This is a genomic window from Novosphingobium sp., from assembly GCF_965228995.1.
Lineage (GTDB): Bacteria > Pseudomonadota > Alphaproteobacteria > Sphingomonadales > Sphingomonadaceae > Novosphingobium.
Window position 1 is genome coordinate 3,117,754 of sequence record NZ_OZ245852.1, and the last position, 25,861, is coordinate 3,143,614.

The window sequence follows — 25,861 nt, forward strand, 5'->3', positions numbered from 1 at the left end:
TCCTTCACGGGTCCGCGATGCGACCCGTGAAGGACCGGCTGGGCAGATTGCAGGGTAAGCGCGAACTATTCGGGCGAACCGTTCGCCCGTAGCTGTCAGACGCCTGCCGCTACCGCCCGCGCCAGATCTGCGCGAAACAGGCGGTTGGCCGGATCGAGCTGACTGGCTTCCTTCAACAGGCGAAGCATCTGATCGCGGTCGCGGCCCGCTTCGAGCCGCACCAATGCGGCCGTATGCATCATGTCGGCATTGCGCGGCGCGAGTTCCAGCGCCCGGTCGGCATAGCCCAGTGCGGTATCGACCTGCCCGAGCCGCGATGCCGCCAGCGCCATGCGGCGCAGCACTTCGGCATCATTCTCATGGCCCGGGATCTGGCTGAACGCAGCCAGCGCGGCCTGCCAGTCCTGCCGCGCCAGCGCAGCCTGCCCTGCACCGACCAATTGCTGGTTAGCCTTGAGCGCAGGCGACTGAAGCCTTGCCGCAAGCGCGGCAGCAGACGGATCATTGGCCGCTCTTGCCGCTCTCACCGCAAGATCGAGTTCGCGCGGGCCGGCCATCACGCTATCCGCGAGCGGCTGCACCGTGCGCAGCGCAGTTGTCGCATCGCCCCCAGCCAGCTGTGCCTCGGCCAGCATGATCCGCGCATAAGGGTTCTGCGGCGATAACAGCAGCGCCTGCGCAAACATGGCCCTCGCCTGTTCGGGATGGCCGAGCCTGAGCAGCGCCTCGGCATAGCTCATGCCGTTCGCCGAACGCGGATCGAGCGTCGACTCCTGTGAAACCAGCGTCTTGCGCACGGTTTCCCAATCGCCCCTTTCCGAAGCCAGCAGCACCGTGAGGTCAATCACTTCGGGATGGCTGGGCGCGATCTTCGCAGCGCGCGCGACGAGCGCTTGCGCTCCATCGAGCTCGCCCCGCATGTCTGCCAGGCTGGCAAGGGCGGTGAGCGGCTCGACGCGTGAAGGGAAAGCCTCTGCCGCGGACGTGTAACTGCGTGTCGCCGCATCGAGCTTGCCTTGCCGCGCGGCCAGCATGCCCGACATCATCAGCGTATCGAGCCGGCGCGGCGCGAGCTGGCGCAATGTCTCGACTGCGCGCGCTGCGGCCGGATAGTCCTGCGCAGCAATGAGGAAGCGCGCATAATCGTGCACCAGCGCATAGTTGCGCGCATCGACCGCAAGGCCATGGCGCAATGCGTCGAGCGCGGCTGGGGAATCCTCGAGCGCGCTGTGCGCCGCTGCACGCAGGCGCCAGGCCTCCGCACCGTCATCGCGGCCGAGCAGGTTCAGCGCGGCCTGCGGCTGCCCTCGCAGGATCGCGGCTTCGGCCTTCATCCGGACGAGTTCGTCGCTGGTGAAGCCGGCTTCCTCAAGATGCGTGAGCGTCGCCTGTGCGCCGTCTCCGTCACCCAGTTTCAGCTGGGTCCGAGCAAACAGCAGCAGCATGTCCCGGTTGCTGCCATCGCTGTCGAGCGCGCTCAGCACTTGCGTCCGCGCGGCGGCATAGTCTTCCGCCGCGAATGCCTGCTGTGCCGCAGCGAACTGCGCAGCCGGATCGGCGCGCGAACAGGCCGAGGCGAGCAGGAGGGCGACAAGGAGGGCGGCGCGCTTCATCGGGCCCATGCATACGGCCAAAGCCCTGAAGTTTCCGTGAAAGGGCGCAGGCTGGGCGCAGGCCCCGAAAATGTCGGAATGGTCTACAAACGCCGTCACGTTACTCATCCGAAATGGTGGATTAACGCCGTCGGCACGTCGATCAGCGGCCTGATACCCCCGGGCCCTGCCAAGCAAAAAAGGGCTCTGACCATCTGGTCGGAGCGCTTTTCCTATGCCCTAGCCGCGCTGCACCTCGGCGAGATGGGCGCGGATGGTCGCGTTGTCGGGCGCTTTTTGCACCGCGCGGCGCAGCAGATCGAGCGCGCGGCTCTTGTTGCCGCCGGCCTGGTGGAGCAGCCAGCCGAGCGTATCCATGACCAAGGGATCATCCGGCGCGACCTGGATCGCCCGCTGGGCAAAGGCCAGCGCCTTATCGCGGTTGCCCACTTGCGCCTGTGCCCAGGCCATGTTGTTGAGCACCAGCGCGCTGCGGCCATCGGTGAGCGCAAGGATCTGCTCGTAAGCCAGAATGGCGTTGCCCCAGTTGCTCGCCTTCATCGCCGCGTTCGCCGCGCCGAGCGCCTGGCCAAGCGATTGCGGCGAGGGATAGCGCGCGCGCGCCGCGAAGAACGCGGCGTTGGGATCGCCTGCCGCCTCGGCCGCCTTGGCCAGCAGCCGCAGATCGTCGGGCGAGGCGGTCTTGCTCTGCGCGAAAGGCGTGAGGGTCTGCACTGCGCCCGCCGCATCGTTGCCGGCGAGCTGTGCCTTGCCCAGTTCGCGCCGCAGCACCACGCTTTCAGGATGGCGCGTGAGCATCGGCGCCAGCCGCGCGCGGGCCTGTTCGGGCTGGCCGATCTGCGTCAGCGCCTGCGCATAGAGCACATTGGCGTCGTCGCGGTCCTTGAGCTTGTCTTCATTGGCCTGAAGAATATCGCGCGCGGTGCCCCAATCACCCTTGGCTGCAGCAAGGCGCGCCTTGAGGTAGGCCATGGTGCCATCGGTGGTCGTGCCCTGAAAGCCCGCGAGCAGTGCGGAAAGCTCGTCGGTCCGGCCCAGATCGCCGAGGATCGCGGCCTCTCCCGTCAACGCCGCCAGGTTGCCGGGATAGCGCTTTCCGGCCTTGTCATAGGCGGCAAGCGCATTGCCCAGCCGCCCTTCAGCAGTGGCGACTTGCGCGTCCACGAGCATGGCATCAAGCAGATCGCCATTGGCGGCAAGCGCCTGATCGGCAAGCCCGCGTGCCGCATGCGTATCGCCGCCCATAAGCTTGAGCCGCGAGAGACTCGCCAGCAGCGGCGCATTGTGCGGATCGGCGGCAAGGCCCGCCTGGAAGGCCTGCTCGGCCCCCGCCGCATTGCCCTGCGACAAGAGCGCGAGGCCGCGCAGCCGCAGCCCGGCGGCGGACTTGTCATCGCCCAGGGCCGCAAGCGCATCCTGCGTCTGCCCGCGCAACAGCGCCGCTTCGGCGAGCAGGCGCTTGAAATCGGCAGGCCGTGCCAATCCGGCCAGCTTGTCGAGGCTGGCGCCGGCCGACATGCCATCGCCCATCGCCAGCGCATTGCGCGCATGAAGCTCGAGCAGCGCCGGATCATTCGGGCTTGCTGAAAGCGCGGCAGCCAGATCGGTCTGCGCCGCCAGATACTGGTGTGCCGCATATTCGGAGTGCGCCTTGGCCGCGAGCGCCTTGGGATCGGCCCCGCAGCCGCCCGCAAGCATCGCCAGCGCCAGTGCGGAAAGCGCCAGCGGCGAACTTGCGAGCCGTTTCATAGGGTCCATTCCCTTCCGCCGGAAGCGTCCGGGCGGCAAGATGCATTCAAAGTGGACCTAAGCTGAAATCCTTGCGGTTTGGTTGAAGGCGGCGGAAGTCAGCCTTTCCAGCCGGCGATTCGGCCCGCATCGATGCCCTTGCCAAGCGTGAAGCTGGAGCCGACTGCTGCGACCACCGCGGTTCGCCGGTCAAGCCCGAGCAGTTCGCGCAGGCGGAACGTCGCCTCGATCCCGGTGCAATGGGCAGCAAACAGATAGGACAACCCCTTGAGCCGGGCTGCGGTCTCGACAAGGACCTTGTCCGGCGCGGAGAAGAGATGGATCCCCCCGATGACCGCGACCAGCCGGGCGTCACCGGTGATCGCCTTGGCGTCTTCGGCGATGTTCATGATCCCCGCGTGGCCACAGCCGGTAACGATCACGGCCCCGCCCGCCGTCGCGATCACGAGTGAAGTATCCTCGCGCACGGTATCGACCACCAGCTTGCCGTCTACTTTCACGAAAATGCTTTGGCCGTAGTTGGTCTCGTCGTGGACGCGCGGCACCGGCCCGGTGAGCCAGACGCCGGGAGCCAGTTCGGTGGCCCCCGCAAGCTCGGTGATCCGGCCGCCGGTCGCGCGATAGGCAGCGGCGACCACATTGAAATCATAATCTGTCTCGGGCACGCCGCCGCTCCGGTAGCGCGGCTCGAAGATACCCGCCCCGGCAAAGACATGCGAAAGCGCGGCGGGGTTCTTCGCCATCATCGCCTTGCGCAGCGTGATCAGCCCGCCTGTGTGATCGCCGTGGAAGTGCGAAATGACCACGTCCTCAACATTCGAGAGATCAATGTTCAGGGCTTCGGCATTCTTCAGGACGATATCGGGATTGGCACCGGTATCGAACAGGATGCGCCGACCGTCGACCTCTACGAGCGCGGCGTAGCCCCATTCGCCAAAGCCATCCAAGTCCGAAAGCATGGTGGAAAGCGTCGTCACCTTGACGGCTTTTGCCCGATGCGCGCCGGGATCCTCCGCGAGTGCAGCACTGCCCCAAAAAGCCGCTAGCGCCACGATCAACCAGACGATCCAAGCCTTCATCGCATTCACACCCCTTGACCTCGACGCATTGGGCTATCATCGCGCCCGTCAGCATATCGGACAATGCCTTTTGCGTCCGAACCGGTGAACAAGGACAAACAAATGGGTTTTCGCTGCGGGATTGTCGGGCTGCCGAACGTGGGCAAGTCGACGCTGTTCAACGCGCTGACCGAGACGCAGGCAGCGCAGGCGGCCAACTATCCGTTCTGCACGATCGAGCCGAACATCGGTAATGTCGGCGTGCCCGATCCGCGGCTCGACCGCCTGGCGGCGATCGCGGGGAGCCAGAAGATTATCCCGACCCAGCTCGGCTTCGTCGACATCGCCGGGCTGGTGCGCGGCGCTTCGAAGGGCGAAGGGCTCGGCAACCAGTTCCTCGGCAACATCCGCGAGGTGGACGCCATTGTCCACGTGCTGCGCTGCTTCGAGAATGTCGACATCCAGCATGTCGACAACAAGATCGATCCGATCTCGGATGCCGAGACGGTCGAGACCGAGCTGATGCTCTCGGACCTCGAAAGCCTCGAAAAGCGGGTGCCCGCCGCGCAAAAGAAGGCCGCGCAGGGCGATAAGGAAGCGAAGATCACAGCCTCGGTGCTGGGCCAGGCGCTCGATCTGCTGCGCGAAGGCAAGCCCGCGCGGCTCACCGTCCCCCGCGACGAGGAAGAAGCGCGCGTCTTTGCGCAGGCGCAGCTGATCACGGCCAAGCCCGTGCTTTACGTGTGCAACGTAGAGGAGGAGGCCGCCGCCACCGGCAACGATTTCTCCGCGCGCGTGTTCGAGAAGGCCAAGGCCGAGGGCGCCAATGCGGTTGTCGTCTCGGCCGCGATCGAGGCCGATATCGTGACGATGCCGATCGAGGACCGCGGCGAGTTCCTCAGTGCGCTCGGGCTCGAGGAAGCCGGCCTCGCCAAGATCATCCGCGCCGGATACGAACTGCTCCACCTCCTGACGTTCTTCACCGTTGGCCCCAAGGAAGCGCGCGCGTGGACGGTCCACGCAGGGGCAAAGGCGCCGGAAGCGGCGGGCGAAATCCACTCCGACATGCAGCGCGGCTTCATCCGCGCCGAGACCATCGCCTATGACGATTTCGTCACGCTGGGCGGCGAGACGGCGGCGCGCGATGCCGGCAAGCTGCGCCAGGAAGGCAAGGAATACGTGGTGCGCGACGGTGACGTGATGCACTTCAAGTTCAACGTATAAGGTATTGATCCAATGCAATACTATGAGGATCTCGTTGTCGGCAAGCTGACCAGGTTCGGCCACTATGACGTCACCCGCGAAGAAGTGATCGAGTTCGCCAGGAAGTACGATCCGCAGGCCTTTCACCTCGATGACGATGCCGCCGCCGCCACGCACTTCGGCCGCCTTTCCGCGAGCGGCTGGCACACCGCGGCGATGACAATGTCGATGACCGTGGCGAACCTGCTGGGCAGCAAGCAGGCCGGCCTTGGCTCGCCCGGTGTCGACGAACTGCGCTGGGTCAAGCCCGTCTACCCCGGCGATACACTGCGCTGCGAGAGCACGCTTCTCGAAAAGCGCCGCAGCAAATCGCGGCCCGAAATGGGCATCCTTCGCAACGAAACCCGCGTCTATAACCAGCACGACGAACTGGTGATGAGCTTCAAGGCGCTCGGCATGGTCGCGACCCGCGATCCGGCGGGGACGGACTGAGCGCCCGCGTGGACATCCGGCCCTACGAAGCTGCGGATTTTGGCGGGCTGGATGAACTCTGGCGCGAGGCGTTCCCCAACGACCCGCCGCGCAATCGGGCTGATGTCTCCGTCCCGGCCAAGCTCGCCATGAAGGACGACCTGCTGTTTGTTGCGGTGGATCGGGGCCAGGTCATCGGTTCGATCATGGCGGGATACGATGGTCACCGCGGGTGGCTCTATTCCGTCGCCGTGCGGCAGGATGCCAAGCGGCGCGGGATCGGCACAGCACTGGTGCAGACCGCCGAGGCGGCCTTGCGGGGGCTGGGGTGCTGCAAGATCAACCTGCAAGTGCGCAGCACAAACGCAGCGGTGATTGCGTTTTACAAAGGGCTTGGCTTCGCTGTCGAAGAGCACATCAGCATGGGCCGTCTGCTCTAGGCCGTAAGCTCCTCACATCGGCTTGCACTGTATCTGGCCCTTGGCGAAGAACTGGATCCGGCCCTGCGGGTCCGTGATCGTGAGGCTGGTCGCGAGGCTCTTGACCACGCCGTTTTCGTTGGGTTCGGCGCCAGGCAGCGGGGCGAGGATCAGGATCCTGTCGGGTCCCAGATACCGGGTCCGCGCGGTTTCCGGGAGGATCTGGCTCTTCTTGTCAGCCGGGATACGCACGATCTTGCCCCCCAGCTTGAGGATCGCTTCCTTTTCTTGCGCCAGCACGAGCGCGGACATGCCGCCGCCGTCAGCGGCAAAGTTGCAGCCGGCACCGTAGAGCTCGTTATCCTTGATATCGGGGTAAGTGATCGGCTCAGGCTGAATGGTGCTGGCGGGCGGCGGCGGCGGCGGCGCGGAGCCGCAGGCCGCCAACAGGAACACCAGACCCAAAGCCCCACGCCGCATCATTTCCTCCCGAAAAGCTTTTCGATATCGCCATGGGCCAGCTTGATCCACGTCGGGCGCCCATGGTTGCACTGTCCCGAGCGCGGCGTCACTTCCATTTCGCGCAGCAGTGCATTCATTTCCGCAACCGACAGTACCCGCCCGGCTCTTACCGAACCATGGCAGGCCATGGTTGCCAAAACGAGATCGCGCTTCTCGCCCAGCAGCAGCGCAGCGCCGTTCTTGGCAAGGTCATCGGCAACATCGCGCACCAGCGCCTGCACGTCGCCGCCCCTCAGCACCGCGGGAACGCTGCGCACCAGCATGGCTGCGGGACCGAAGCGTTCGAGCGCGAGGCCGTAGGCGGCAAGTTCGGCGGCGGCTTCCTCGAGGCGGTCGCACGAAGGTTCGTCAAGCTCGACCACTTCGGGGAGCAGCAGCGCCTGCGCCGGGGCCGTCCCCTCGCCCGCGCCCGCCGCCCGCAGACGTTCGAGCACGAGGCGTTCGTGCGCGGCGTGCTGGTCAACGAGGACGAGCCCGTCTTCCGCTTCGGCCACGATATAAGTCGCCGCGATCTGGCCGCGTGCGACGCCGAGCGGATGGCTGGGCACGGCCTCCAGCGCGGGCTCGGCACGCGCGGCGGGGGGCGCCATCATCGCCGCTTCATAGCCGCGCCACGCCTGCCCCGCCTCCGAAACGCGCGGGGCGGCGTTCCCCTGGAAGAACAGGCCCGCCTGCGCGGCAGGCGCGATGGGCTCGGCCTGCCAGGCGCGCATGGCCGCCGCATCGGGCGCCTGCGCAGAACGGCGGTCGCCCGTCATCAGCGCCTGCCTGAGCCCCGAGACGATCATGCCGCGCACCAGCGCCGGATCGCGGAAACGCACTTCGGTTTTCGCGGGGTGGACGTTGACGTCCACTTCCTCGGGCGGAACCTCGAGGAACAGCGCGAGCACCGCGTGCCGATCCCGCGCGAGCATATCGGCATAAGCACCGCGCACCGCGCCGATCAGCAGCTTGTCCTTCACCGGGCGGCCATTGACGAAAAGGTACTGGTGATCGGCCACGCCGCGATTGTAGGTCGGTAGCCCGGCCACGCCGACGAGGTGGAAGGCCCCGCGCACCAGATCGACCGCGACGGCGTTGTCATGAAGCTCGCGCGCGACCAGCTGCGCCGTGCGGCTGGCCAGCGTATCGCCTGGCTGCACCTGCAGCGCCCGGCGGCCATCGTGTTCCAGCGTGAAACCGATATCGGGCCGTGCGAGAGCAAGGCGGCGCACCACATTGAGGCTTGCGGACCATTCAGCGCGGGGGCTGCGCAGAAACTTGCGCCGCGCAGGCACTTTGCCGAACAGATCTTCCACCCGGACGCGGGTGCCCGGCGGCAGAGCGGCCGGGCCATCGGAGACGAGCATGCCGTGATCGACCACGCGGGCCCATGCCTCGCCCGCTGTCCCGGCGCGGCTTTCGATGGTCACGCGCGCGACCGAGGCGATGGATGGCAGCGCTTCGCCGCGGAAGCCCAAGGTCGCAACTTGCTCTATCGCCTCATCCGGCAGCTTTGAGGTCGCATGCCGTTCGAGCGCCAGCGCGATCTCCTCGGCGCGCATGCCGCAGCCGTCATCCGTCACCTCGATGAGCGAGAGGCCGCCCTCCGCCAGCCGCACCGAAATCTGGCTCGCGCCGGCATCTATGGCGTTCTCGACGAGCTCTTTCAGCGCGCTCGCCGGGCGCTCGACCACCTCGCCAGCGGCGATGCGATTGACGAGGTTTTCGGGCAGACGCCGGATGGTTCGCGCTGGCTGGGACATGGACAAACCGAGCCTAGCGACGAAGGCACGTTTTTTCGAGGCCAGCGCCCTTACTTATCCCTCAATCTGGAGCACAAAATATTGGGTTTTGCTCGGCGGCCCTGCTAATGCGCGCACTTCGCCAGCCTCGCCAAAGCCCCTCTCGCCCATCGCGCGGGCGGGCCCAACCGCAGTTTTACACGGATTTCCTGATGGCCTCGATGCTTTCCCGATTCTTCAAGTTCGGTTCCCAGAACATCGCAATCGATCTCGGCACCGCCAACACGCTGGTTTACGTGCAGGACCGCGGCATCGTGCTCAACGAACCCTCGGTCGTCGCGATCGAGACGATCAATGGCATCAAGCGGGTCAAGGCCGTGGGTGACGATGCCAAGATGATGATGGGCAAGACGCCCGACAACATTCAGGCGATCCGCCCGCTACGTGATGGCGTGATTGCCGACATCGAAGTGGCGGAAGAGATGATCAAGCATTTCATCCGCAAGGTGAACGGCTCGAAGAGCTTGCTGCGCTATCCCGAAATCGTGATCTGCGTGCCTTCGGGCTCCACCTCGGTCGAGCGCCGCGCGATCCGCGATGCGGCCAGCAACGCGGGCGCGAGCCAGGTGTTCCTGATCCTTGAACCCATGGCGGCCGCCATCGGTGCCGACATGCCCGTTACCGAGCCGGTGGGTTCGATGGTCGTCGATATCGGCGGCGGCACCACCGAAGTCGCCGTGCTTTCGCTGCGCGGCCTTGCCTACACCACTTCGGTGCGTGTCGGCGGGGACAAGATGGACGAGGCCATCGTCTCCTACGTGCGCCGCCACCACAACCTGCTGATCGGCGAATCGACCGCCGAGCGGATCAAGAAGGACTTCGGCATCGCCATCGTGCCGGCTGACGGCGTGGGCGAGACGATCCACATCAAGGGCCGCGATCTGGTCAACGGTGTACCCAAGGAAATCACGATCACGCAGGCCAATGTGGCCGAAGCACTGTCCGAGCCGATCAGCGCGATTGTCGAGGGCGTGCGCATTGCGCTGGAAAACACCGCGCCCGAACTGGCGGCGGATATCGTCGATCAGGGCATCGTGCTGACCGGCGGCGGTGCGCTGATCCGAGGGCTCGACGAGCACCTGCGCGACGAAACCGGCCTCCCTGTCAGCGTGGCGGAAGACCCGCTTTCGTGCGTGGCGCTGGGCACCGGCCGGGCGATGGAAGATCCGATCTACCGCGGCGTGCTGATGACGGCGTGAGGCCGCCGAGGCACATGCGGCGGATCACATAAGGAAGGGTAGCATGGCGCGGCCTGTGGACCGGCGCCCGGGCTTTTCGCGCAGGGCGCAATACGGGATCTTCACCGGCTACGTCATCGCCGTGGCCGGTTTCCTTGCGGGCGCGGCGCTGCTGGTCGTGAGCATCGTCAACCCGGGCGCGTTCTCCTCGGTGCGCGGCGCGGCAAGCGAAATTGCGCGCCCCGCTGGAGAGGCCGGCGCAGAGACCCGCTCGGCAGGTCAGAGCGTGATTGCCGCCATCGGCGCCTATTTCCAGGCCGGCCGCCAGAATGCCGCGCTTTCCCGCGAAGTGGCCGCCGCCCGCGCCAATGCGCTTACCATGCAGGCGCTGGAGGGCGAGAACCGGCGGCTGAAAGCGCTGCTCGGCATCGTCGATCCGCAAGGGAAGCCCGTAGCCGCCGCCCGCCTGATCGGCTCGACCGCAGCCAGCGCTCGCCGGTATGCCGTGCTCTCGGCAGGAGCCTCGCAAGGCGTGCGCCCGGGCCAGCCGGTGCGCTCTGCTGCCGGTCTGATCGGCCGCGTGGTCGAAACCGGGCCAGGCACCGCGCGCGTGCTGCTGGTGACAGATCCCGAAAACGTCGTGCCCGTGCGCCGCGCGCGCGATGGCCTGCCCGCCTTCGTCGAGGGCAAGTCGGACGGGCGCATCGCGATTCGCCTCCTCAACATGGGGGTCAATCCGCTGAAGCTCGGCGATGTCTTCGTGACATCGGGCTCGGGCGGGCTCTATCCGCCGGGCATTCCCGTCGCGGTCGTCACCGAGGTGCTGCACGATGGCGGCGTAGGCCACCTTGCCAGCGATCCCGCCGATGCCGATTTCGTGTTGGTGCTGCCGGTGTTCCAGCCCGCCGCCGTCACCGCGCTCGGGGCTAGCCAGCAAGCTGCCGGTCCGGCGCCGGAAGCGAGCGGCAACTGATGCCCTTCCCCCGCCTGCCCGATCTGCCCGGCCTGCCGATCCGGCCGGAGGACCTCGTCCCCCAGCGGATCAACCGCGCGCCCTCGCCGCTGCTGGCTTCGGGTCTGCCGTGGATCTCGGTCATGCTCGCGTCGCTGGCTGCGTTCTCGCCGGTAATTGCCTCGGCGCCCGTGGTGCCGCCGCTCGCGTTCATGGTGTTCCTTGCCTGGCGCATGCTGCGCCCCAGCCTCCTGCCGCTCTGGGCGGGCCTGCCGCTCGGCGCGTTCGACGATCTCTTCAGCGGGCAGCCGTTCGGATCGGGAATCGTGCTATGGTCCGCAGCCATGCTGGTGATGGATACGGTCGACAACCGGCTGCTGTGGCGCAGCTTCGTGCAGGATTGGGCCGTCGCCAGCCTGCTGCTGAGCGGCTATCTGGTCCTCTCGGCGGGGTTCGCGGGCCTTGCGGCGGCCTATCCGCTGCCGCTGGTGATCGGCCCGCAGCTGCTTGTCACGGTCGCGCTCTATCCGCTGATCACGCGGGTGGTCGCGCTGCTGGACCGCATCCGGCTCCTCCCCCTGCGCTCGGTTTGATGCGATGCGCCGTTCGTGGAACTGGCCCTGGTCGAAGACGACAAAGCCGCTCCCGGTCACGGGCGCGCAGCTCACGCATTCGTTCGAGCGGCGGACATTCGTGCTCGGCATGGCGCAAGCCAGCGTCGGGATCCTCCTCGCCGGGCGACTGACCTGGCTGGCCGTGGCGGAAAACGCCAAGTACCGCGCCGCTTCGGAAAGCAATCGCGTCAATCTCACGCTGATCCCGCCCCGCCGCGGCTGGGTGATCGATCGCACCGGCGCGCCGCTCGCGGCCAACCGCGCCGATTTCCGCGTCGATCTGGTGCCTGATAGGCTCGTCGATGCCGATAGCGCGCTGGAGACGCTGTCGAAACTCCTCGGCCTCACCGCCGACCGGGTGAGCGACATCAAGGACAAGCTGGAAAAGGCGCGCGGTTTCCAGCCGGTCGAGGTTGCCTCGAACCTCGATTGGGACAAGTTCGCCGCGGTCAGCGTGCGCCTGCCCGAACTGCCCGGCGTGATCCCGCAGCGCGGCTTCTCGCGCTATTACCCCACGGGCCCTGCGGTGGGCCATCTCGTCGGCTATGTCGGCCCCGCCTCGGCGGAGGACTACGAGAAAGAGCACAATCCGCTGCTGATCACCCCCGGCTTCAAGATCGGCAAGGACGGCCTCGAAAAGCACTTCGAGGAGCGCCTGCGCGGCGTGCCCGGCGCGCGGCGCGTGGAGGCGACGGCGAGCGGGCGCGTGGTGCGCGATCTCGGCACGCGCGAGGACGTCCCCGGAAAGCCGATCCAGCTTACCATCGATGCCGGCCTGCAAGACTATGCCGCCCGCCGCATCGGCCTTGAATCCGGCTCGGTCGTGGTGATGGACTGCGCGACAGGCGATGTGCTCGCGATGGTCTCGATGCCCAGCTTCGATCCCAACAGCTTTGCCGACGGGATCGGCCGCATCGAATGGAAGATGCTGGCTGAAGACGACCACGTGCCCCTTCGCAACAAGGTGCTGCGCGGGCTCTATCCCCCGGGCTCGACAGTGAAGCCGATGGTCGCGCTCTCGTTCCTCGAGGCCGGACTCGATCCTGAGGCGAGCGTGAACTGTGCCGGCGGTCTGCGCGTGGGCAACCGCGTGTTCCACTGCTGGAACCACCGCGGCCACGGCGCGACCAACATGTTGAAGGGCATCTACCAGTCTTGCGACGTCTATTTCTACCACTTCGCTCAGCAAGTGGGGATGGACAAGATCGCTGCCATGGCGCGGCGGCTGGGGCTCGGGCAGGAATTCCCGATGCCCTATCCGGGCCAGTCGTATGGTACCGTGCCCGATCCTGCCTGGAAGCAGCGCAAGTACGGCAAGGAATGGGCGATCTACGATACGGTGAACGCCACGATCGGCCAGGGCTACATGCTGGTCAATCCGCTGCAGCAGGCGGTCATGGCCTCGCGGCTTGCTTCCGGGCTGCTGCTGACCCCGCGCCTTCTCATGGACCGCCACGCCCCGCGCACGCCTTCGCTCGGCATCCGGCAGGATCACCTTGATCTGATCCACGCCGCGATGAACGAAGTGGTCAACGGGCGCGGCACCGCCGGCAAGGCGCGCCTGCCCGTGCCGAACGTGCAGATGGCGGGCAAGACCGGCACCGCGCAAGTCGTCGGGCTCAATATCGGCAACGGCAAGGGCGGCCTGTGGAAGCACCGCGACCACGGCCACTTCATCTGCTTCGCACCGTTCGACAAGCCGCGCTATGCCTGCGCCGTCGCCATCGAGCACGGCGGCGGCTCGGGCGCGGCTTATCCTATCGCGCGCGATGTGATGACCTTCCTGTTCGATCGCGGCAAGGCGATGGAAGTGCTCGAGGGCTTCGAGAAGGACTGGGGCGGCAACGTGCAGCAGCGCATGGCGGCCAAGTACAACGCCTATGCCGCGCAGTTCGGCGCCAGCGCCCCCAAGGCGCCCGACGAGGAGCAGGCCGCAGAGGCGGTCGCGGCGGACAATACGCCCGTCGCCGAACCCACTGCCGCGCAGACTGACGCCGCTCCGCCCGCGCCCGAGCCCGAAGCCTCACCCACTCCGGCACCGACCGGCGCGCCTGCTGCCGTGCCGCCCCCTCCTGCCGCGCCAGCCCCGGCTGCGCCTGCACCAGGAGCCTAGAGCATGCAGCGCGCCTATATCCCCGCGTTCATCGCGCGCCAGCCCTGGGGGGTGATCCTGCCGCTCTGCGCGCTCGTCGTTTTCGGCGGTGCAGTGCTCTATTCGGCAGCGGGCGGCCACCTCATGCCCTGGGCGCTGCTCCACGTGCTGCGCTTCGTCGTCTTCCTCGGCATGGCGATGGTCGTCTCGCGCGTGCCGCCCGCGTGGTTCAAGAACGCGGCTCTGCCCTCTTACGCCGCACTGTGCGTGCTGCTGGTACTGGTCGAGCTGCTCGGCCGGGTGAGTGGCGGAAGCCAGCGCTGGCTCAACCTGGGTTTCATGCAGCTCCAGCCGTCCGAACTGATGAAGCCCGGCATCGTGCTCGTGCTGGCTTGGTTCTACAGCGTGCTGCCACCGTCCGAGATCCGCACCTGGCGGGCGATTGTCCCGGCGGTGGTGCTGCTGGGGCTGCCGGCAGGGCTGGTCATGCTCCAGCCAGACCTTGGCACCGGCCTTGCGATCAGTTTCGGCGCGGTCGTGATCATGTTCCTCGCCGGGCTGCCCCTATGGCTGTTCATCAGCGGGATCGCAGCGGTCTCGATCGCCGCACCGGTCGCGTTCTTCACCGTGCTGCACGATTACCAGCGCAAGCGCGTGCTCGTGTTCCTCGATCCTGAAAGCGACCCGCTGGGATCTGGCTACCACATCACCCAGTCGAAGATCGCGATCGGATCGGGCGGTCTCTTCGGCAAGGGCTTCGGCCAGGGCTCGCAGAGCCACCTCGATTATCTGCCTGAGGCGCACACCGACTTCGTTTTCGCGACGATGGCCGAGGAGTGGGGCATGATCGGCGGCTTCTTCGTGCTCATCGTCTTTGCACTCGTGCTACGCTGGGGCCTCAAGGTCGCGCTGTGTGCGCCGGACCGCTTTTCGCGCCTGCTCTCGGCCGGCATGGTGACGACGATTTTCTTCTACGTTTGCATCAACCTGATGATGGTCATGGGCCTCGCGCCGGTCGTGGGCATCCCCCTCCCCTTCGTAAGCCACGGCGGCTCATCGATGATGACCAACATGCTCTGCGTCGGCACCCTGATGGCCGTCGACCGCTGGTCGCGCCCCATGGAAGGCGGCCTTCGCTAGTTTTTCGAAATTGGGGCTTGGCAGGGCGGCAAAAATCGCTAATGGGGCGGCTCCCGGTTGCCGGCGACGGTACGGAATGGACGCATAGCTCAGTTGGTAGAGCAGCTGACTCTTAATCAGCGGGTCCTAGGTTCGAGCCCTAGTGCGTCCACCATATCCCAACACATCGTCTGAATTATGCCGCTGGCACCGAGCCCGCCGCGCTTAGCTGCGTTGAGCCGCGATCCCGTCCAGCACGGCCATGATCTCCGCGGACATTTCGAGTTCGGCCGCAGCGAGGTTTTCCCGCAGATGGGCGATGGACGAGGTGCCGGGGATCAGCAGGATGTTGGGCGCGCGGCGCAGTAGCCAGGCAATGGCGACCTGCATCGGCATCGTGCCGAGGCGGCTCGCCACTTCCGACAGTGCGGAGGACTGAATGGGGCTGAAGCCGCCAAGGGGGAAGAACGGCACGTAGGCGATACCGGCAGAAGCAAGCTCGTCGATCAGGGCATCGTCATCACGGTACACCAGGTTGTACTGGTTCTGCACGCAGACGATCTCGCAAAAATTGCGCGCTTCCCGCACTTGCGCCGGCGTGACGTTGCTGAGGCCGATATGGCGGATAAGGCCCTGTTGCTGCAGTTCGGCCAGCACCGTAAGCGGAGCTTCGAGAGATCCCTCTGCCGGTTTGAGCTCATCGAACATCAGGCGCAAGTTGACCACATCCAGCACCTCGAGGCCGAGATTGCGCAAGTTGTCATGCACCGCCGCAATAAGTTCGCCGCGCGAGAAGGCCCGCAGCCACGCGCCCTTCTCGTCACGCCGGGCACCCACTTTTGTCACGATCGTGAGATTTGCAGGATAAGGCGCCAGCGCCTCGCGAATGATCCGGTTGGTGACGTGCGGGCCGTAGAAGTCGCTCGTGTCGATATGGTCCACACCAAGCGCCACCGCTTCGCGCAGGACGGCGATGGCCGCGTCATGGTCCTTCGGCGGCCCGAACACGCCGGGTCCGGCCAGCTGCATCGCCCCGTAGCCGAGCCGCTTCACCGCGCGGCTGCCAAGCTGATAGGTTCCCGCACTGTCGATGCTATTCATGGCGATTGCTCCTGCGATGATGTGCCTTGGGAGATGAGCGCTTCGCCATTGTGTGACAATGGGGTACAATCTGCACACCCTGTGCAAAATGGCGAACAATGAAAGCTGATCTTGCCGATCTTCAGGCCTTTCTCTCCGTTGCCCGCGCTGGCGGCTTCCGCGAAGGTGCGCGCCTCGCCGGGTGCAGCGCCTCAGGGCTGAGCGAGGCCGTACGCCGGCTCGAAACAAAGCTGGGGGTCAGGCTGCTCCATCGCACCACGCGAAGCGTCCTCCCGACCGAGGCGGGAGCGCGGCTGATCGATCGCCTCCGCCCGGCGCTGGGCGAAGTCGAGGCAGCGCTTGATGTGGTGAACGACTTTCGTGATCGCCCGGCCGGTACGCTTCGGCTCAATGTCCCGGTCAGCGCAGCGCGGCTCGTGCTGCCCCGCATCGTGCCGCCGTTCCTCGCCGCCTACCCCGATATCAACCTCGAAATAGAGGCCGAGGACAGCTTCGTCGATGTCCTCGCGGCTGGCTGCGACGCCGGCATCCGCTACGACGAGCGGCTGGAGGCGGACATGATTGCCGTGCCGATCGGGCCGCGCATACAGCGCTTCGCGACCGCTGCGTCCCCGGCCTATCTGCGCCGCCATGGCCATCCACAGCACCCCCGTGATCTCCTCGGCCATGCCTGCCTGCGCGGCCGCTTCCCGAGCGGTACGAGGCAAGTGTGGGAGTTTGAGCGTGACGGCGAATTCGTCCAGATCGATCCCAAGGGCCCGCTGCTCGTGAGCATCGGCGCAGCGACCGACCTTGCCGTTGACGCCGCGCTCGCCGGGACCGGAATCATCACTCTGTTCGAGGACTGGCTGCGCCCGCATCTCGAAAGCGGCGCGCTGGAGCCAGTCCTCCAGCCGTGGTGGCAGGCTTTTTCCGGACCATTCCTTTACTATCCCGGGCGCCGGCTGGTGCCTGCTCCGCTGCGTGCCTTCATCGACTTCATCAGGGCATCAGCAGAATAGCGCTGCGGCGATCACACGCGGATTATCTTTGCAAACCTCCCGGTACTTGGGCCGAGACGGGGCGCGCGGAAAGTTTAAACCACTTTGGATTTAACCTCGTAAAATCAAATGATTCCAGACATAACTGTCGCAGTTTTGACTTGTTGCGCTGTCAGGAGCCGCCCGCACACCGGAAGCAAACAGACTTCCGCCGATGAGGGACAAACCAGCCATGAACCGCAATTTCACGATCGGCCTGCTTCTCGCCGGAGCGGCGATGACCACGATGACGCCGGTCGCCCGGGCACAAACCGCTGCCCCGGCCGCTGCCCCGGCCGCTGCCCCGGCCGCTGCCCCGGCCGCTGATAGCGCCGCTGATGAAAACAGCCCGATCGTCGTGACCGCCCAGCGCCGTTCCGAAAATACGCTGGCCGTCCCGGTCACCGTCTCGGTCCTCGGCTCCGATTCGCTCAAGGACTACCAGTCCGCCGGTGCGGATACGCTGCTGTCGCTCTCCGGCCGGGTTCCGGGGCTCTATGTCGAATCGACGACTGGCCGCATCTTCCCGCGCTTCTACATCCGCGGCCTTGGTAACATCGACTTCTACCTCGGCGCCTCGCAGCCGGTATCGATCATCCAGGACGACGTGATCGGCGAGCACGTGGTCCTCAAATCCAATCCCGCGTTCGACATCGCGCAAGTCGAAGTCCTCAAGGGCCCGCAAGGCTCGCTGTTCGGGCGCAACACGACTGCCGGTATCGTCAAGTTCGATACGGTGCAGCCCAGCGCGACGTGGCGCGGGCAAGGCTCGTTCAGCTTTGGCCGCTTCAACAGCGTCAACGCCGATGCCGGCGTTGGCGGCCCGCTCAACAGCAGCGGCACCCTCAGTTTCCGCCTCTCGGGGCTCTACCAGCACCGTGATAACTGGATCAGCAACGTCTACACCGGCCCGTCGGACGACGGCACGGTGCCGGGCCGCAATGTGATGGGCGGCTTCACGGAACGCGACGGGCGGCTGCAGATCCTCGCCAAGCCCAGCGACACCGTCACCCTGCGCCTGTCCGGGCATGTGCGCGATTATGATGGCACGGCATCGATCTTCTATCGCGGCTCGATCCAGCAGGGCACGCGCGCGGTGCCGGACTCGTTCGACCGCCGGATCGTGTCGTACGACGAAGCCAACAACAACCCGCAGGCCTACAAGACGCACGGTGTCTCGCTGAAGGCGGACGTCGATCTCGGCTTCGGTACGCTGACCTCGATCACCGCGTGGGAACATGCCTCGGGCTTCAGCCGGGGCGATACGGATGGCGGCGCTGCAGCGGATTTCGGCGGCACCGCCCCGAACATCTGCGCGTTCGGCTGCGGCCAGTCGCAGGGCCGTCTGCGCGGGCTTGACCAATGGAGCCAGGAAGTGCGCCTCGCCAGCCCGGACCAGGGCCGGTTCAAGTGGCAGTTCGGCGGCATCTACTTCGATGCGCGCGATCGCACCGAATTTGCGCAGCGCTCGTTCTTCCTCACCAGCAACGTACTGGGCACCAATCCGAACCCCAACAACTTCGTGGTCCTGCGCAATGCCAACACCAGCTGGGCAGTGTTCGGGCAGGCAAGCTACGACCTGACGCAGAAGCTTGTCCTGACCGCCGGCGCGCGGGTCACCAACGATATCCGCAGCACGCAGCTGCTGCAGAACCCGAACTTCACCAAGCTGACCGTGCCCGCCACTGCACCGACTTCGTCTTACGCCTGCGGCGCTGCAGTCGATTGCCGGCTTTCGGACACGCAGCCGAGCTGGGATGCGAGCCTGCTCTACAAGATCTCGCCGGAAGCAAGCGTCTACGCCCGCTATGCGCGGGGCTTCCGCGGGCCGACGATCCAGGGACGCTCGGCCGTGTTTGCCTCGGCTTACTCGACCGCGAAGTCCGAAAAGAATACCAGCTACGAGATCGGCTTCAAGGCCGCCCCGCTGGGCGATCGCTTCAACTTCAGCGTGGCCGGGTTCTACTACACCGTCGACAGCATCCAGCTGAACGGCAACGACAGCAATGGCAACGGCGTGCTGTTCAACGGCGACCGGGGCAAGGGCTACGGCATCGAGGCAGAGCTTTCGGCAAAGCCGGTGCGCAACCTGCAGCTGAACGCCGGCCTCAGCATCCTGCACACGGAAATCAACGCGCCTAATGTCTACGCGCAGGTCGGCGCGGCGCGCGGCGTGCTATCGGAAACGGTGCTCAATCCGACAGTGCGCGTGGGCAGCAGCGTCTTCGCTCTGGTCGATGGCAACCCCTTCCCCAACGCGCCTGACTACAACCTCAACCTCAGCGCCCGCTACGATTTCCCGCTTGGCGGCGAGAGCAAGCTTTTCGTTGCGAGCGACTTCAATCTGCAGGGCCGGACCAACTTCGTGCTGTACCGCACGGTGGAGTACCAGGCAGACGGCAACTACGAACTGGGCGGCAAGATCGGCTATGCCTTCGGTCGCTACGAGCTGGCCGCGTTTGCCCGCAATCTCACCAACCGGAAGAACCTGATCGGCGTGATCGATACGTCGAACTACCGGGCGGGCATCTACAATGATCCGCGCATCATCGGCGTCATGCTCACCGGTTCATTCCGCTGATTCTGCGGGCCTGAGGGGAATTGGCTTGAAGCGGGGCGTCCGGAGCGGGCGCCCCGCTAACGGCACAGGCCCGTCATCGGCACAGTCCCGGCCCCGAACAGCGCTCGCGCTGTTTGGTCGGGGGCAAGGCCGAGACTTTCCGCGGCGGCGCCGGCAATCAAGGCGTTCAGCGAAAGTGTCGGCTTGAGGTCGCGGCCTTCGTAAAGTTGCGCGGGCGCCAGCCCCGGCCAATCGGCGACGACCCGGCCTCCCTTCACCGCTCCGCCGACCAGCATGGCAACCGATCCCGTGCCGTGGTCGGTACCGCCAGTGCCGTTTGCGGCGGCGGTTCGGCCGAATTCCGTGGCGATGAGCACGGTCGTGTTGTCCCAGGCCTGGCCAAGCCCTTCCCGCAGCGATGCGAGCATCGTGTCGAGCGCTTTCAGCTGCGCCGCCAGCCGGCCTTGCTGTGCCGTGTGCGTATCCCACCCGCCGGTTTCCAGCATCGCGATGCGCGGGCCGTCTGGCTTGCTCAGAAACGTCGCGGCGAGCTTGCCCAGCCCCGCCGGGTCTTGCCGCGCCGCGCTTGTGGCCGCCGCCTGCTGTGCGGCAAGCGCCGCCGTCCACAGCGGATGCAGTTGCGCATCGCCGCCATAGAGCAGGCCGACGCGCTCCATCAGGTCATCCGAGGGCGGGACGAGCGTGGAAGGCGCGTAACTCTCCACCACCACCGGCCCGCGCAGCGCCGGGGGAACCGTCGCGGCAATCGCGATCGCCTTTTCCCGGGCGCGCGGCATCAGCCCGACCAGCCGGTTGAGCCAGCCATCCCTCACCGCGTAAGGCTGCGCGCCCCCGGTTTCGAGCACGTTCTGACCGTCGAAATGCGAGCGGTCGCGATAGGGCGAGGCGACCGCATGGATGAACAGCGCCTGCCCCTGCGCGTACATTTGCCCGACTTGCGCAAGCGCGCCGTGCAGCGCGAAATGCCCATCGAGCCGGGTGCCTTGCGCCGCATCGAGCGCGAGCGCACCGCGCAGGCGGGCATAGTCAGGATCGCCATAAGGCGCGACGATGTTGAGCCCATCCGCCGCGCCGCGCTGGATGATGAACACGAACCGGTGTTCGGTCGGCACCGTCGCCATCAGCATCTGCGGCGCGACCATCATCGCGCCCGCGCCCGCCGCTGAAACCGTCAGAAACCGGCGCCTTGCCAGCAGGATATCCGACATAGTCATCTCCTCAGGAAATCGGGCGAAACGAGCAGCAGTGCGAGTGCTACCGCCGGGCTCTCCGCTCGCTCGATCTGCTGGGCGGTGGCTGCCGAAAGCGAGCCGGGCAGCAGCTTTGGCGCCAGGCTTCGCGCATCAAGCGTACCCGCCGTCTGCGCCGCCAGGCGCTGCGCCAATTCCACGCGCCGCAAAAGCGCGTCAGGCGCAGCCCAGGTCGCGGACGTGTCGTCCCAGCCCGCAGGCGATCCCGGCTTCCATACCGGCTGGCCGAGCTGCTGCTGCGTTCCTTCGATCGTCAGCTGCCCCGGATCGGTGCGCCCAAGGCCGCGCAGCGCAGATACGGTCCACTCCCACGGCGACTTGAACCGGACCGCGCCGGGCTCCCAGCATTCCGGGCTATTGATGAGCACCCCATAAAGCGCCTTCAGGTCCCCCCGCGTGCGGGCGAAACTCTCTGCCAGCCGCCCCACGAGCGCGGGCGGCGGCACGTCCCCCGCGAAATGGCGGGCGAGCTTGGTCGCGATATGCGTGGCGGTCTGCGGCGCCCGCGCAAAATCGCCAAGCATGGCACCTGCCTGCTCCTCGCCGCCAGGCGCGTAACGCTTGCCGAGCACGGTGCGGACACCCGGTTCGTGGGCCTGAGGCTTGAACTGGAAGCCGACCGTGTCGTCACCGTCCCGGCTGCCGCGCGCGCCGAGACCATCGACAGACCAGCCGGTCAGCGCCCGCGCAAACTCGGTCACATCGCCCTGCGTATAGCCGGTGCGCACGCCCAGCGTGTGCAGTTCCATGATCTCGCGCGCGAGGTTTTCATTCAGGCCGCGGACCTTGCCGCCATGCAGGCTCGCGCGCTGGGCGGCAGGGCTATCGGGTCCGATCGACTGGTTCTGGTTGAGGTAAAGCAGCATCGCGGGATGCTGCTCGACCGCCATCAGCATGTCCTCGAACCGACCAAGAACATGCGGTCTGATCGCGTCGCGCTCAAAGGCGCCGGCGAATGCGGTGACTTGCGGGTTGTCGGCAGAGACGCAGAAATGGTTCGACCAGAAATGCACCAGCCGCTCCACGAACGGCGCATCGGTCGTCAGCGCGCTAGCCATGCGGGCCTGCACAGCCTGCCGAAACAAGGCGCGAATCTGCTGGGCATCGTCCTTGCGGGCGGCGAGCGCCTGCTGCAGCTGCGGCGCCTGCTGTTCACCGCTGCCGCTGCTGCCACTTTGCGGCATCGCCGCTGCTTCACGGCGCGCGCGCTGATCAGCCTGATAGTTCTGCACCAGAATGCCCGCTTCGGGCAGCTTGGCAAATGCGTCCGGTGCGGGCGCATAACGCTCGAATTGCTGCGTCAGAAACGCGGGCGGGTCGAGCGGGGGCGAATCGTCCGGTCGCGCCCCAAGCCCGAAGCGGTTGAGCGCGATGGCAGCACGAGAGATGACTTGAGCCGACATGCCCCTTCTGATGCACCAGCGCAGATGTACGAAGGCTGTCTGATCCGCGCTATCAAAGATCAAATTCCATAAAAAACAGAGGCCTCGCTGCCGCAATTGCCTTGCAGCAGCGAAGCCTCCATATCCGGGTTACGGCTTCGGGGCCTGCTTGGGTGCCGTCTTCGGGGCCTGCATGGAGGCCGGCTTGGCGGCCTGCTGCTGGCTCTCGATCTGGCTCTTGCCCATTGCCGAAACCAGCGCATTTCCCTGGCCCGAGAAATTGGCGGCCGGCAGGGTCGTGGTTGCACCGCCGACCTTGACCAGCACCGCCTCGACTTGCCCGCGAGCATCGGTGACAACGCTGCGGACCTTGCCCAGGCGGCTGCCGTCAGGGCTCAGAACAGGCATCCCGCGGCTCACTGCAAAGGCGCCGTTGCCAGCCGCCGCCAGACTGCCCGCAGCGGCCAGATTGCCCGACGCGCCGGAAAGCAGTCCGCTGGCGCTGCCGCGTGCAGTCGTCGCGGCGCCAAACGCCGTGCTGCGCGCAGTCTTGGCAACATCGAAAGCCGTGCTGCGCGCAGTGGTGGCCGTATCAAGCGCCGCGCTGCGCGTGGTCTTGGCGGCATCGAGAGCCGCGCTGCGTGCGGACGTCGCCGTATCGAGCGCCGTGCTGCGGGGGGTGGTGAGCGCCCCGCTAGCGGTCTGGGTAAGTCCATCGGTGCCGAGGAGCTGCGCGTCGGCGCTACCGGAAGCACGACCAATTGCAGAGCCCGATGCCGTGCCGGACATCATCTGTCCCGGCGCGCTAGCGGCTTGCGCGGCCGCCCCGGTCAGGCTGGCATTGGCGCTGCGATCGGCGTGAACCGCACCGCTCTTCGGATTGACGCTCTGGCTGCCCGCGGTGCGAGTGCTGGACCTGGTCGTCGCACGTGTCGCAGTCCCGACGGTGTCCGCGGGCGAGCGGACAGTATCAAACGTCGAGCCAATGCTGCCGGGCCCATTCAGGGTGCCGCCGAGCGAGCCGGCCAGCGTTCCGCTCAGCGCTCCGCCCAATCCGCCACCGCCGAGAAGCTGGGCATGCGCGGGCACGATGGTGAGGAGCAGCGCGGTGGTCGATGCGAGAATGATCTTCATGGCAATTCCCTTTCGTTCCGGTGCGGACACGATCGCTTCGTGCCGCGTGAAAAGGAAACGGGCGGGATTTGGGGTTTAATCCATCGCTGGCAAAAATATTATCGCGTGCGCCGGCAAAGGCCGCAAAGGAGCCCGCGGCCGAAGACCGGATCCGGCCCCCGGCGGCCCAGATCGCGCGCTTCCCTGTCTAGCTCTGTCTGCCAGCGCGCTCCTGCGCTACCCACCGCATGGGCCGCCCGCACCGCAACCAGCGGCGCCGCGAACGACGTACCGCGCACCGGCTTCCACACGCCGGCAGCGTTTGCCGCCAGCATGTCGGCGCCCGGCGCGGCATAATCGAGATGCAGCGCCCGGCCAGCCTCGATCAACGCCCGGTCGCGCCCATCGACTGCCGTGACGGCGAGCACACCGGGATAGGACGCCGGAAACGAGGGCGGCGCGGCCGGGCCGTCGTTCCCCACCGCCGCGACCACCACGGCGCCGCGCGCCTGAGCCGCCTTGATTGCCCGCTCCAGCACCGGATTGCGCGGGCCGACGAGGCTGATCGAGACGATCCGCGCCTGCTGCGCGACCATCCAGCCCAGCGCCTGCGCGATGGCCATGGCATTGCCCCCCGCCGGATCGGTGCCATAGACATCGGCCGCCACGATGTTGGCGCCGCCCGCCTGCCGCAGCAGCGAAACGACCGCGCTGCCATGATCGCTCGGAAACGGCGCGCCGCGAGCAAAGCCGCGCATGGCAGCAACTGGCGCGGCCGAGCCGGGCGCGCCGTCGATCACCCCGATCCGCGTTGAAACGGCTACAGCGGGCATACCCGGCTTTCCAGTAGCACCCGCAGCCGCAGCGCCCGATTCGAGGTAGAGCTGGTCCGCCGCGATGGTCACCTCCGGCAGCAGATCGCGCAGTTCCCGCTGCGCGCGCGCCAGCGATCGGCCCGCTGGCACCCCGAGGCGCACCACCGAGAAGCCAAGGTCGGGGACGTCCTCCCGCGCGATCAGCGTGAAACCGGCCTGCACGGCCCGCGCGATGGATGCATCATCGGCGCCTTCGAGCAGAAGTTCGCCGTGCCGCGCGGGCTGACCATCGGCATCGAACTCGATCGCGTCTCGGTGATCGCGCACCAGCCGTTCCAGCCGCTCGGTGCGTACCGAGGCGAGGCGTTGCACTGCATCGAGGCTGGTGCCGACAGTCCGGTCGACCAGGCTGTCGAGGCCGCCCTTCACCCGGCCAAGCGTCTGGTCGATCACAGGCAGGCCGAGCTGGGCTGCAGCCGGAGCGGCAACCATGGCCAGCGTGAGCGGAGCGAGCAGGCGCAGGTGCATGAGGTTGGTACCTTGATTCTTTTGGCTGAACTGCGGATTAAACGAAGGGGGGCGAGCGTTTCATCCATGGAAGGGCAGAAAGCTGGCCGAAAGTTTTGAATCGCAAGTCCTGACGCTCCTGCCGCGCTTGCGGCGGTTTGCGGGCGGATTGGCACGCGATCAGGCCGATGGCGACGATCTGTGCCAAATGACAATCGAGCGCGCGCTCGTCCGCCGCGATCAGTGGCTGGAGGGGACGCGGCTCGATAGCTGGATGTTCAGGATCATGCGCAACATCTGGATTGATGAAACCCGTTCGCGCTCGCGCCGGTGGCAGACCTTTGTCGATGAGGAAAGCGGCATGGCTGTCGGCGCCAACGGCGATCAGGAAGCTGTCGTCGAGCTCGGCAACATCGATCGCGCCCTTGCCCGCCTGCCCGCCGAACAGCGCGAGGCGGTGCTGCTGGTGATGGTCGAAGGCTACTCCTACAAGGAAGCCGCCGAGATCGTCGGCTGCCCTGTAGGCACGCTCAACTCGCGCCTTGTGCGCGGCCGCGATGCCCTGCTCACTTTGCTGGGAACCACACCATGACGATCACGCCCGAACAGCTCGCAGCCTTTGCCGATGGCGAACTTCCCGAAGCCGAGGCGCAGGAAATTGCCAAGGCCGTCGCGCAAGACGCTGACCTTGCGCGAAAAGTTGCGCAGCATCGCGCGCTGCGCGCGCAGCTATCCGCACACTTCGCCCCGATCATGGACGCGCCGATCCCGGATCGGCTCACAGCGGCCCTGAAGGCTCCGCAAGCTCAAGTGATCGATCTCGCCGCAGCGCGGCTGGCGCGGGCAAGCAAGCAATCGCCGAGCCTGCCGGACCAGCGGCAGGCCAGCTGGCGGCGCTGGGCGTGGATAGCCGCCCCTGCGCTTGCCGCTTCGCTGGCTCTGGTGGTCCTGCTGCCAAAGCATCAAGACACCGGACCCGCCTACGCCACTGGCCCGCTCGCGGAGGCACTGGGGAACCAGCTTTCTGCGAGCACCCCGGGCGCAACGCAGACGCGCATCCTGCTCAGCTTCAAGGACGGCACCGGCACGTATTGCCGCGCTTTCTCGGGAGCGGCGCAGGCGGGAATTGCCTGTCATGACGAACGAGGCTGGCAATTGCGCAAAGTGCTCGGCGCGGCGGCCGGGCCCTCAAACGACTACCGGCAAGCGGGCAGCGCCGATGCCGCACTGATGGCCATGGCGCAGGACATGGCGCCCGATGGCGCACTCGATGCCGCGCAGGAACAGGAAGCAAAGGCGCGCGGATGGCAGAAATAAGC

The 25,861-nt window shown here is 66.6% G+C and carries 22 protein-coding genes and 1 tRNA gene; 13 read left to right on the forward strand and 10 right to left on the reverse strand.

Annotated elements, in window-relative coordinates; translation table 11 throughout:
* Nucleotides 1-95 precede the first annotated feature (95 nt).
* From ACO056_RS14180 to ACO056_RS14190, 3 genes are all read right to left on the reverse strand, one after another.
* Nucleotides 96-1,613 carry a tetratricopeptide repeat protein gene (locus tag ACO056_RS14180; protein WP_421847818.1) on the reverse strand — a complete coding sequence of 506 codons (1,518 nt, stop codon included), beginning with the start codon at nucleotides 1,611-1,613 and terminating at the stop codon, nucleotides 96-98.
* Nucleotides 1,614-1,832: 219 nt separating this feature from the next.
* Complete coding sequence (locus ACO056_RS14185) at nucleotides 1,833-3,362, reverse strand: tetratricopeptide repeat protein (protein ID WP_421847820.1); 1,530 nt, start codon at nucleotides 3,360-3,362, stop codon at nucleotides 1,833-1,835.
* A gap of 98 nt (nucleotides 3,363-3,460) precedes the next feature.
* The gene (locus ACO056_RS14190; RefSeq protein ID WP_421847822.1) at nucleotides 3,461-4,441 is read right to left on the reverse strand and encodes an MBL fold metallo-hydrolase; all 981 of its coding nucleotides are present in this window, start codon (nucleotides 4,439-4,441) and stop codon (nucleotides 3,461-3,463) included.
* Nucleotides 4,442-4,543: 102 nt separating this feature from the next.
* On the opposite strand from ACO056_RS14190, the gene ychF reads away from it, so the two are divergent.
* Genes ychF through ACO056_RS14205 form a run of 3 tightly spaced genes read left to right on the forward strand, consistent with a single transcriptional unit; the run spans nucleotide 4,544 to nucleotide 6,534 of the window.
* Nucleotides 4,544-5,644 (forward strand): redox-regulated ATPase YchF, encoded by a 1,101-nt coding sequence (gene ychF, locus ACO056_RS14195; protein ID WP_421847824.1) that lies wholly within the window; start codon nucleotides 4,544-4,546, stop codon nucleotides 5,642-5,644.
* A gap of 12 nt (nucleotides 5,645-5,656) precedes the next feature.
* Nucleotides 5,657-6,115 carry a MaoC family dehydratase gene (locus tag ACO056_RS14200; RefSeq protein WP_421847826.1) on the forward strand — a complete coding sequence of 153 codons (459 nt, stop codon included), beginning with the start codon at nucleotides 5,657-5,659 and terminating at the stop codon, nucleotides 6,113-6,115.
* 8 nt (nucleotides 6,116-6,123) lie between these two features.
* Entirely contained in the window at nucleotides 6,124-6,534 is a 411-nt protein-coding gene (locus ACO056_RS14205) for a GNAT family acetyltransferase (protein WP_421847828.1), read from the forward strand.
* A 12-nt stretch (nucleotides 6,535-6,546) separates the two neighbouring features.
* On the opposite strand, the gene ACO056_RS14210 is transcribed toward ACO056_RS14205, so the two are convergent.
* Both ACO056_RS14210 and mutL read right to left on the reverse strand, forming a co-directional pair.
* A complete protein-coding gene (locus ACO056_RS14210; protein WP_421847830.1) occupies nucleotides 6,547-6,993 on the reverse strand; it encodes a hypothetical protein in 447 nt (148 codons plus the stop codon).
* Entirely contained in the window at nucleotides 6,993-8,780 is a 1,788-nt protein-coding gene (mutL, locus tag ACO056_RS14215; protein WP_421847832.1) for a DNA mismatch repair endonuclease MutL, read from the reverse strand. Before mutL ends, ACO056_RS14210 begins: the two co-directional genes overlap by 1 nt.
* A gap of 191 nt (nucleotides 8,781-8,971) precedes the next feature.
* Here mutL and ACO056_RS14220 point away from each other — a divergent pair, with 191 nt between their 5' ends.
* From ACO056_RS14220 to ACO056_RS14245, 6 genes are all read left to right on the forward strand, one after another.
* The gene (locus ACO056_RS14220) at nucleotides 8,972-10,018 is read left to right on the forward strand and encodes a rod shape-determining protein (protein WP_421847834.1); all 1,047 of its coding nucleotides are present in this window, start codon (nucleotides 8,972-8,974) and stop codon (nucleotides 10,016-10,018) included.
* A gap of 43 nt (nucleotides 10,019-10,061) precedes the next feature.
* Entirely contained in the window at nucleotides 10,062-10,970 is a 909-nt protein-coding gene (gene mreC, locus ACO056_RS14225) for a rod shape-determining protein MreC (protein WP_421847836.1), read from the forward strand.
* Nucleotides 10,970-11,542 (forward strand): rod shape-determining protein MreD, encoded by a 573-nt coding sequence (locus ACO056_RS14230; RefSeq protein WP_421847838.1) that lies wholly within the window; start codon nucleotides 10,970-10,972, stop codon nucleotides 11,540-11,542. The genes mreC and ACO056_RS14230 overlap by 1 nt, the downstream gene beginning before the upstream one ends.
* Nucleotides 11,543-11,546: 4 nt before the next feature.
* Nucleotides 11,547-13,676 (forward strand): penicillin-binding protein 2, encoded by a 2,130-nt coding sequence (mrdA, locus tag ACO056_RS14235; protein WP_421847840.1) that lies wholly within the window; start codon nucleotides 11,547-11,549, stop codon nucleotides 13,674-13,676.
* A gap of 3 nt (nucleotides 13,677-13,679) precedes the next feature.
* Nucleotides 13,680-14,795, forward strand: coding sequence for a rod shape-determining protein RodA (gene rodA / locus ACO056_RS14240; RefSeq protein ID WP_421847842.1), 1,116 nt, complete (start codon nucleotides 13,680-13,682; stop codon nucleotides 14,793-14,795).
* A 78-nt stretch (nucleotides 14,796-14,873) separates the two neighbouring features.
* Nucleotides 14,874-14,949, forward strand: a tRNA-Lys gene (locus ACO056_RS14245).
* 50 nt (nucleotides 14,950-14,999) lie between these two features.
* Here ACO056_RS14245 and ACO056_RS14250 read toward each other — a convergent pair.
* Nucleotides 15,000-15,875 (reverse strand): aldo/keto reductase family oxidoreductase, encoded by an 876-nt coding sequence (locus ACO056_RS14250; protein WP_421847844.1) that lies wholly within the window; start codon nucleotides 15,873-15,875, stop codon nucleotides 15,000-15,002.
* A gap of 98 nt (nucleotides 15,876-15,973) precedes the next feature.
* On the opposite strand from ACO056_RS14250, the gene ACO056_RS14255 reads away from it, so the two are divergent.
* The gene (locus ACO056_RS14255) at nucleotides 15,974-16,876 is read left to right on the forward strand and encodes a LysR family transcriptional regulator (protein ID WP_421847846.1); all 903 of its coding nucleotides are present in this window, start codon (nucleotides 15,974-15,976) and stop codon (nucleotides 16,874-16,876) included.
* Between the two features lie 211 nt (nucleotides 16,877-17,087).
* Complete coding sequence (locus ACO056_RS14260; protein ID WP_421847848.1) at nucleotides 17,088-19,475, forward strand: TonB-dependent receptor; 2,388 nt, start codon at nucleotides 17,088-17,090, stop codon at nucleotides 19,473-19,475.
* A 56-nt stretch (nucleotides 19,476-19,531) separates the two neighbouring features.
* Here ACO056_RS14260 and ACO056_RS14265 read toward each other — a convergent pair whose 3' ends face one another.
* The 4 genes from ACO056_RS14265 to ACO056_RS14280 form a co-directional block, all read right to left on the reverse strand.
* Nucleotides 19,532-20,683, reverse strand: a complete 1,152-nt coding sequence (locus ACO056_RS14265) for a DUF1501 domain-containing protein (protein ID WP_421847850.1) — start codon at nucleotides 20,681-20,683, stop codon at nucleotides 19,532-19,534.
* Nucleotides 20,684-20,685: 2 nt separating this feature from the next.
* Nucleotides 20,686-22,128, reverse strand: a complete 1,443-nt coding sequence (locus ACO056_RS14270; protein ID WP_421847852.1) for a DUF1800 domain-containing protein — start codon at nucleotides 22,126-22,128, stop codon at nucleotides 20,686-20,688.
* Nucleotides 22,129-22,257: 129 nt separating this feature from the next.
* Nucleotides 22,258-23,241: a PRC-barrel domain-containing protein gene (locus ACO056_RS14275; RefSeq protein ID WP_421847854.1), complete on the reverse strand. Its 984-nt coding sequence runs from the start codon at nucleotides 23,239-23,241 to the stop codon at nucleotides 22,258-22,260.
* 98 nt (nucleotides 23,242-23,339) lie between these two features.
* Entirely contained in the window at nucleotides 23,340-24,563 is a 1,224-nt protein-coding gene (locus tag ACO056_RS14280) for a S8 family serine peptidase (protein WP_421847856.1), read from the reverse strand.
* Between the two features lie 82 nt (nucleotides 24,564-24,645).
* Between ACO056_RS14280 and ACO056_RS14285 the strand changes: the two genes are divergently transcribed.
* Both ACO056_RS14285 and ACO056_RS14290 read left to right on the forward strand, forming a co-directional pair.
* A complete protein-coding gene (locus tag ACO056_RS14285; protein ID WP_421855522.1) occupies nucleotides 24,646-25,134 on the forward strand; it encodes an RNA polymerase sigma factor in 489 nt (162 codons plus the stop codon).
* The gene (locus ACO056_RS14290; protein WP_421847858.1) at nucleotides 25,131-25,859 is read left to right on the forward strand and encodes an anti-sigma factor family protein; all 729 of its coding nucleotides are present in this window, start codon (nucleotides 25,131-25,133) and stop codon (nucleotides 25,857-25,859) included. Before ACO056_RS14285 ends, ACO056_RS14290 begins: the two co-directional genes overlap by 4 nt.
* Nucleotides 25,860-25,861 lie beyond the last annotated feature (2 nt).

What these genes read in the sequence shown, in the direction of transcription:
- ACO056_RS14180 (WP_421847818.1), bottom strand. Translation starts at nt 1,613, where the DNA reads ATGAAGCGCGCCGCCCTCCTTGTCGCCCTCCTGCTCGCCTCGGCCTGT.
- ACO056_RS14185 (WP_421847820.1), bottom strand. Translation starts at nt 3,362, where the DNA reads ATGAAACGGCTCGCAAGTTCGCCGCTGGCGCTTTCCGCACTGGCGCTG.
- ACO056_RS14190 (WP_421847822.1), bottom strand. Translation starts at nt 4,441, where the DNA reads ATGAAGGCTTGGATCGTCTGGTTGATCGTGGCGCTAGCGGCTTTTTGG.
- ychF (WP_421847824.1), top strand. Translation starts at nt 4,544, where the DNA reads ATGGGTTTTCGCTGCGGGATTGTCGGGCTGCCGAACGTGGGCAAGTCG.
- ACO056_RS14200 (WP_421847826.1), top strand. Translation starts at nt 5,657, where the DNA reads ATGCAATACTATGAGGATCTCGTTGTCGGCAAGCTGACCAGGTTCGGC.
- ACO056_RS14210 (WP_421847830.1), bottom strand. Translation starts at nt 6,993, where the DNA reads ATGCGGCGTGGGGCTTTGGGTCTGGTGTTCCTGTTGGCGGCCTGCGGC.
- mutL (WP_421847832.1), bottom strand. Translation starts at nt 8,780, where the DNA reads ATGTCCCAGCCAGCGCGAACCATCCGGCGTCTGCCCGAAAACCTCGTC.
- ACO056_RS14220 (WP_421847834.1), top strand. Translation starts at nt 8,972, where the DNA reads ATGGCCTCGATGCTTTCCCGATTCTTCAAGTTCGGTTCCCAGAACATC.
- mreC (WP_421847836.1), top strand. Translation starts at nt 10,062, where the DNA reads ATGGCGCGGCCTGTGGACCGGCGCCCGGGCTTTTCGCGCAGGGCGCAA.
- ACO056_RS14230 (WP_421847838.1), top strand. Translation starts at nt 10,970, where the DNA reads ATGCCCTTCCCCCGCCTGCCCGATCTGCCCGGCCTGCCGATCCGGCCG.
- mrdA (WP_421847840.1), top strand. Translation starts at nt 11,547, where the DNA reads ATGCGCCGTTCGTGGAACTGGCCCTGGTCGAAGACGACAAAGCCGCTC.
- rodA (WP_421847842.1), top strand. Translation starts at nt 13,680, where the DNA reads ATGCAGCGCGCCTATATCCCCGCGTTCATCGCGCGCCAGCCCTGGGGG.
- ACO056_RS14250 (WP_421847844.1), bottom strand. Translation starts at nt 15,875, where the DNA reads ATGAATAGCATCGACAGTGCGGGAACCTATCAGCTTGGCAGCCGCGCG.
- ACO056_RS14255 (WP_421847846.1), top strand. Translation starts at nt 15,974, where the DNA reads ATGAAAGCTGATCTTGCCGATCTTCAGGCCTTTCTCTCCGTTGCCCGC.
- ACO056_RS14260 (WP_421847848.1), top strand. Translation starts at nt 17,088, where the DNA reads ATGAACCGCAATTTCACGATCGGCCTGCTTCTCGCCGGAGCGGCGATG.
- ACO056_RS14265 (WP_421847850.1), bottom strand. Translation starts at nt 20,683, where the DNA reads ATGTCGGATATCCTGCTGGCAAGGCGCCGGTTTCTGACGGTTTCAGCG.
- ACO056_RS14270 (WP_421847852.1), bottom strand. Translation starts at nt 22,128, where the DNA reads ATGTCGGCTCAAGTCATCTCTCGTGCTGCCATCGCGCTCAACCGCTTC.
- ACO056_RS14275 (WP_421847854.1), bottom strand. Translation starts at nt 23,241, where the DNA reads ATGAAGATCATTCTCGCATCGACCACCGCGCTGCTCCTCACCATCGTG.
- ACO056_RS14280 (WP_421847856.1), bottom strand. Translation starts at nt 24,563, where the DNA reads ATGCACCTGCGCCTGCTCGCTCCGCTCACGCTGGCCATGGTTGCCGCT.
- ACO056_RS14290 (WP_421847858.1), top strand. Translation starts at nt 25,131, where the DNA reads ATGACGATCACGCCCGAACAGCTCGCAGCCTTTGCCGATGGCGAACTT.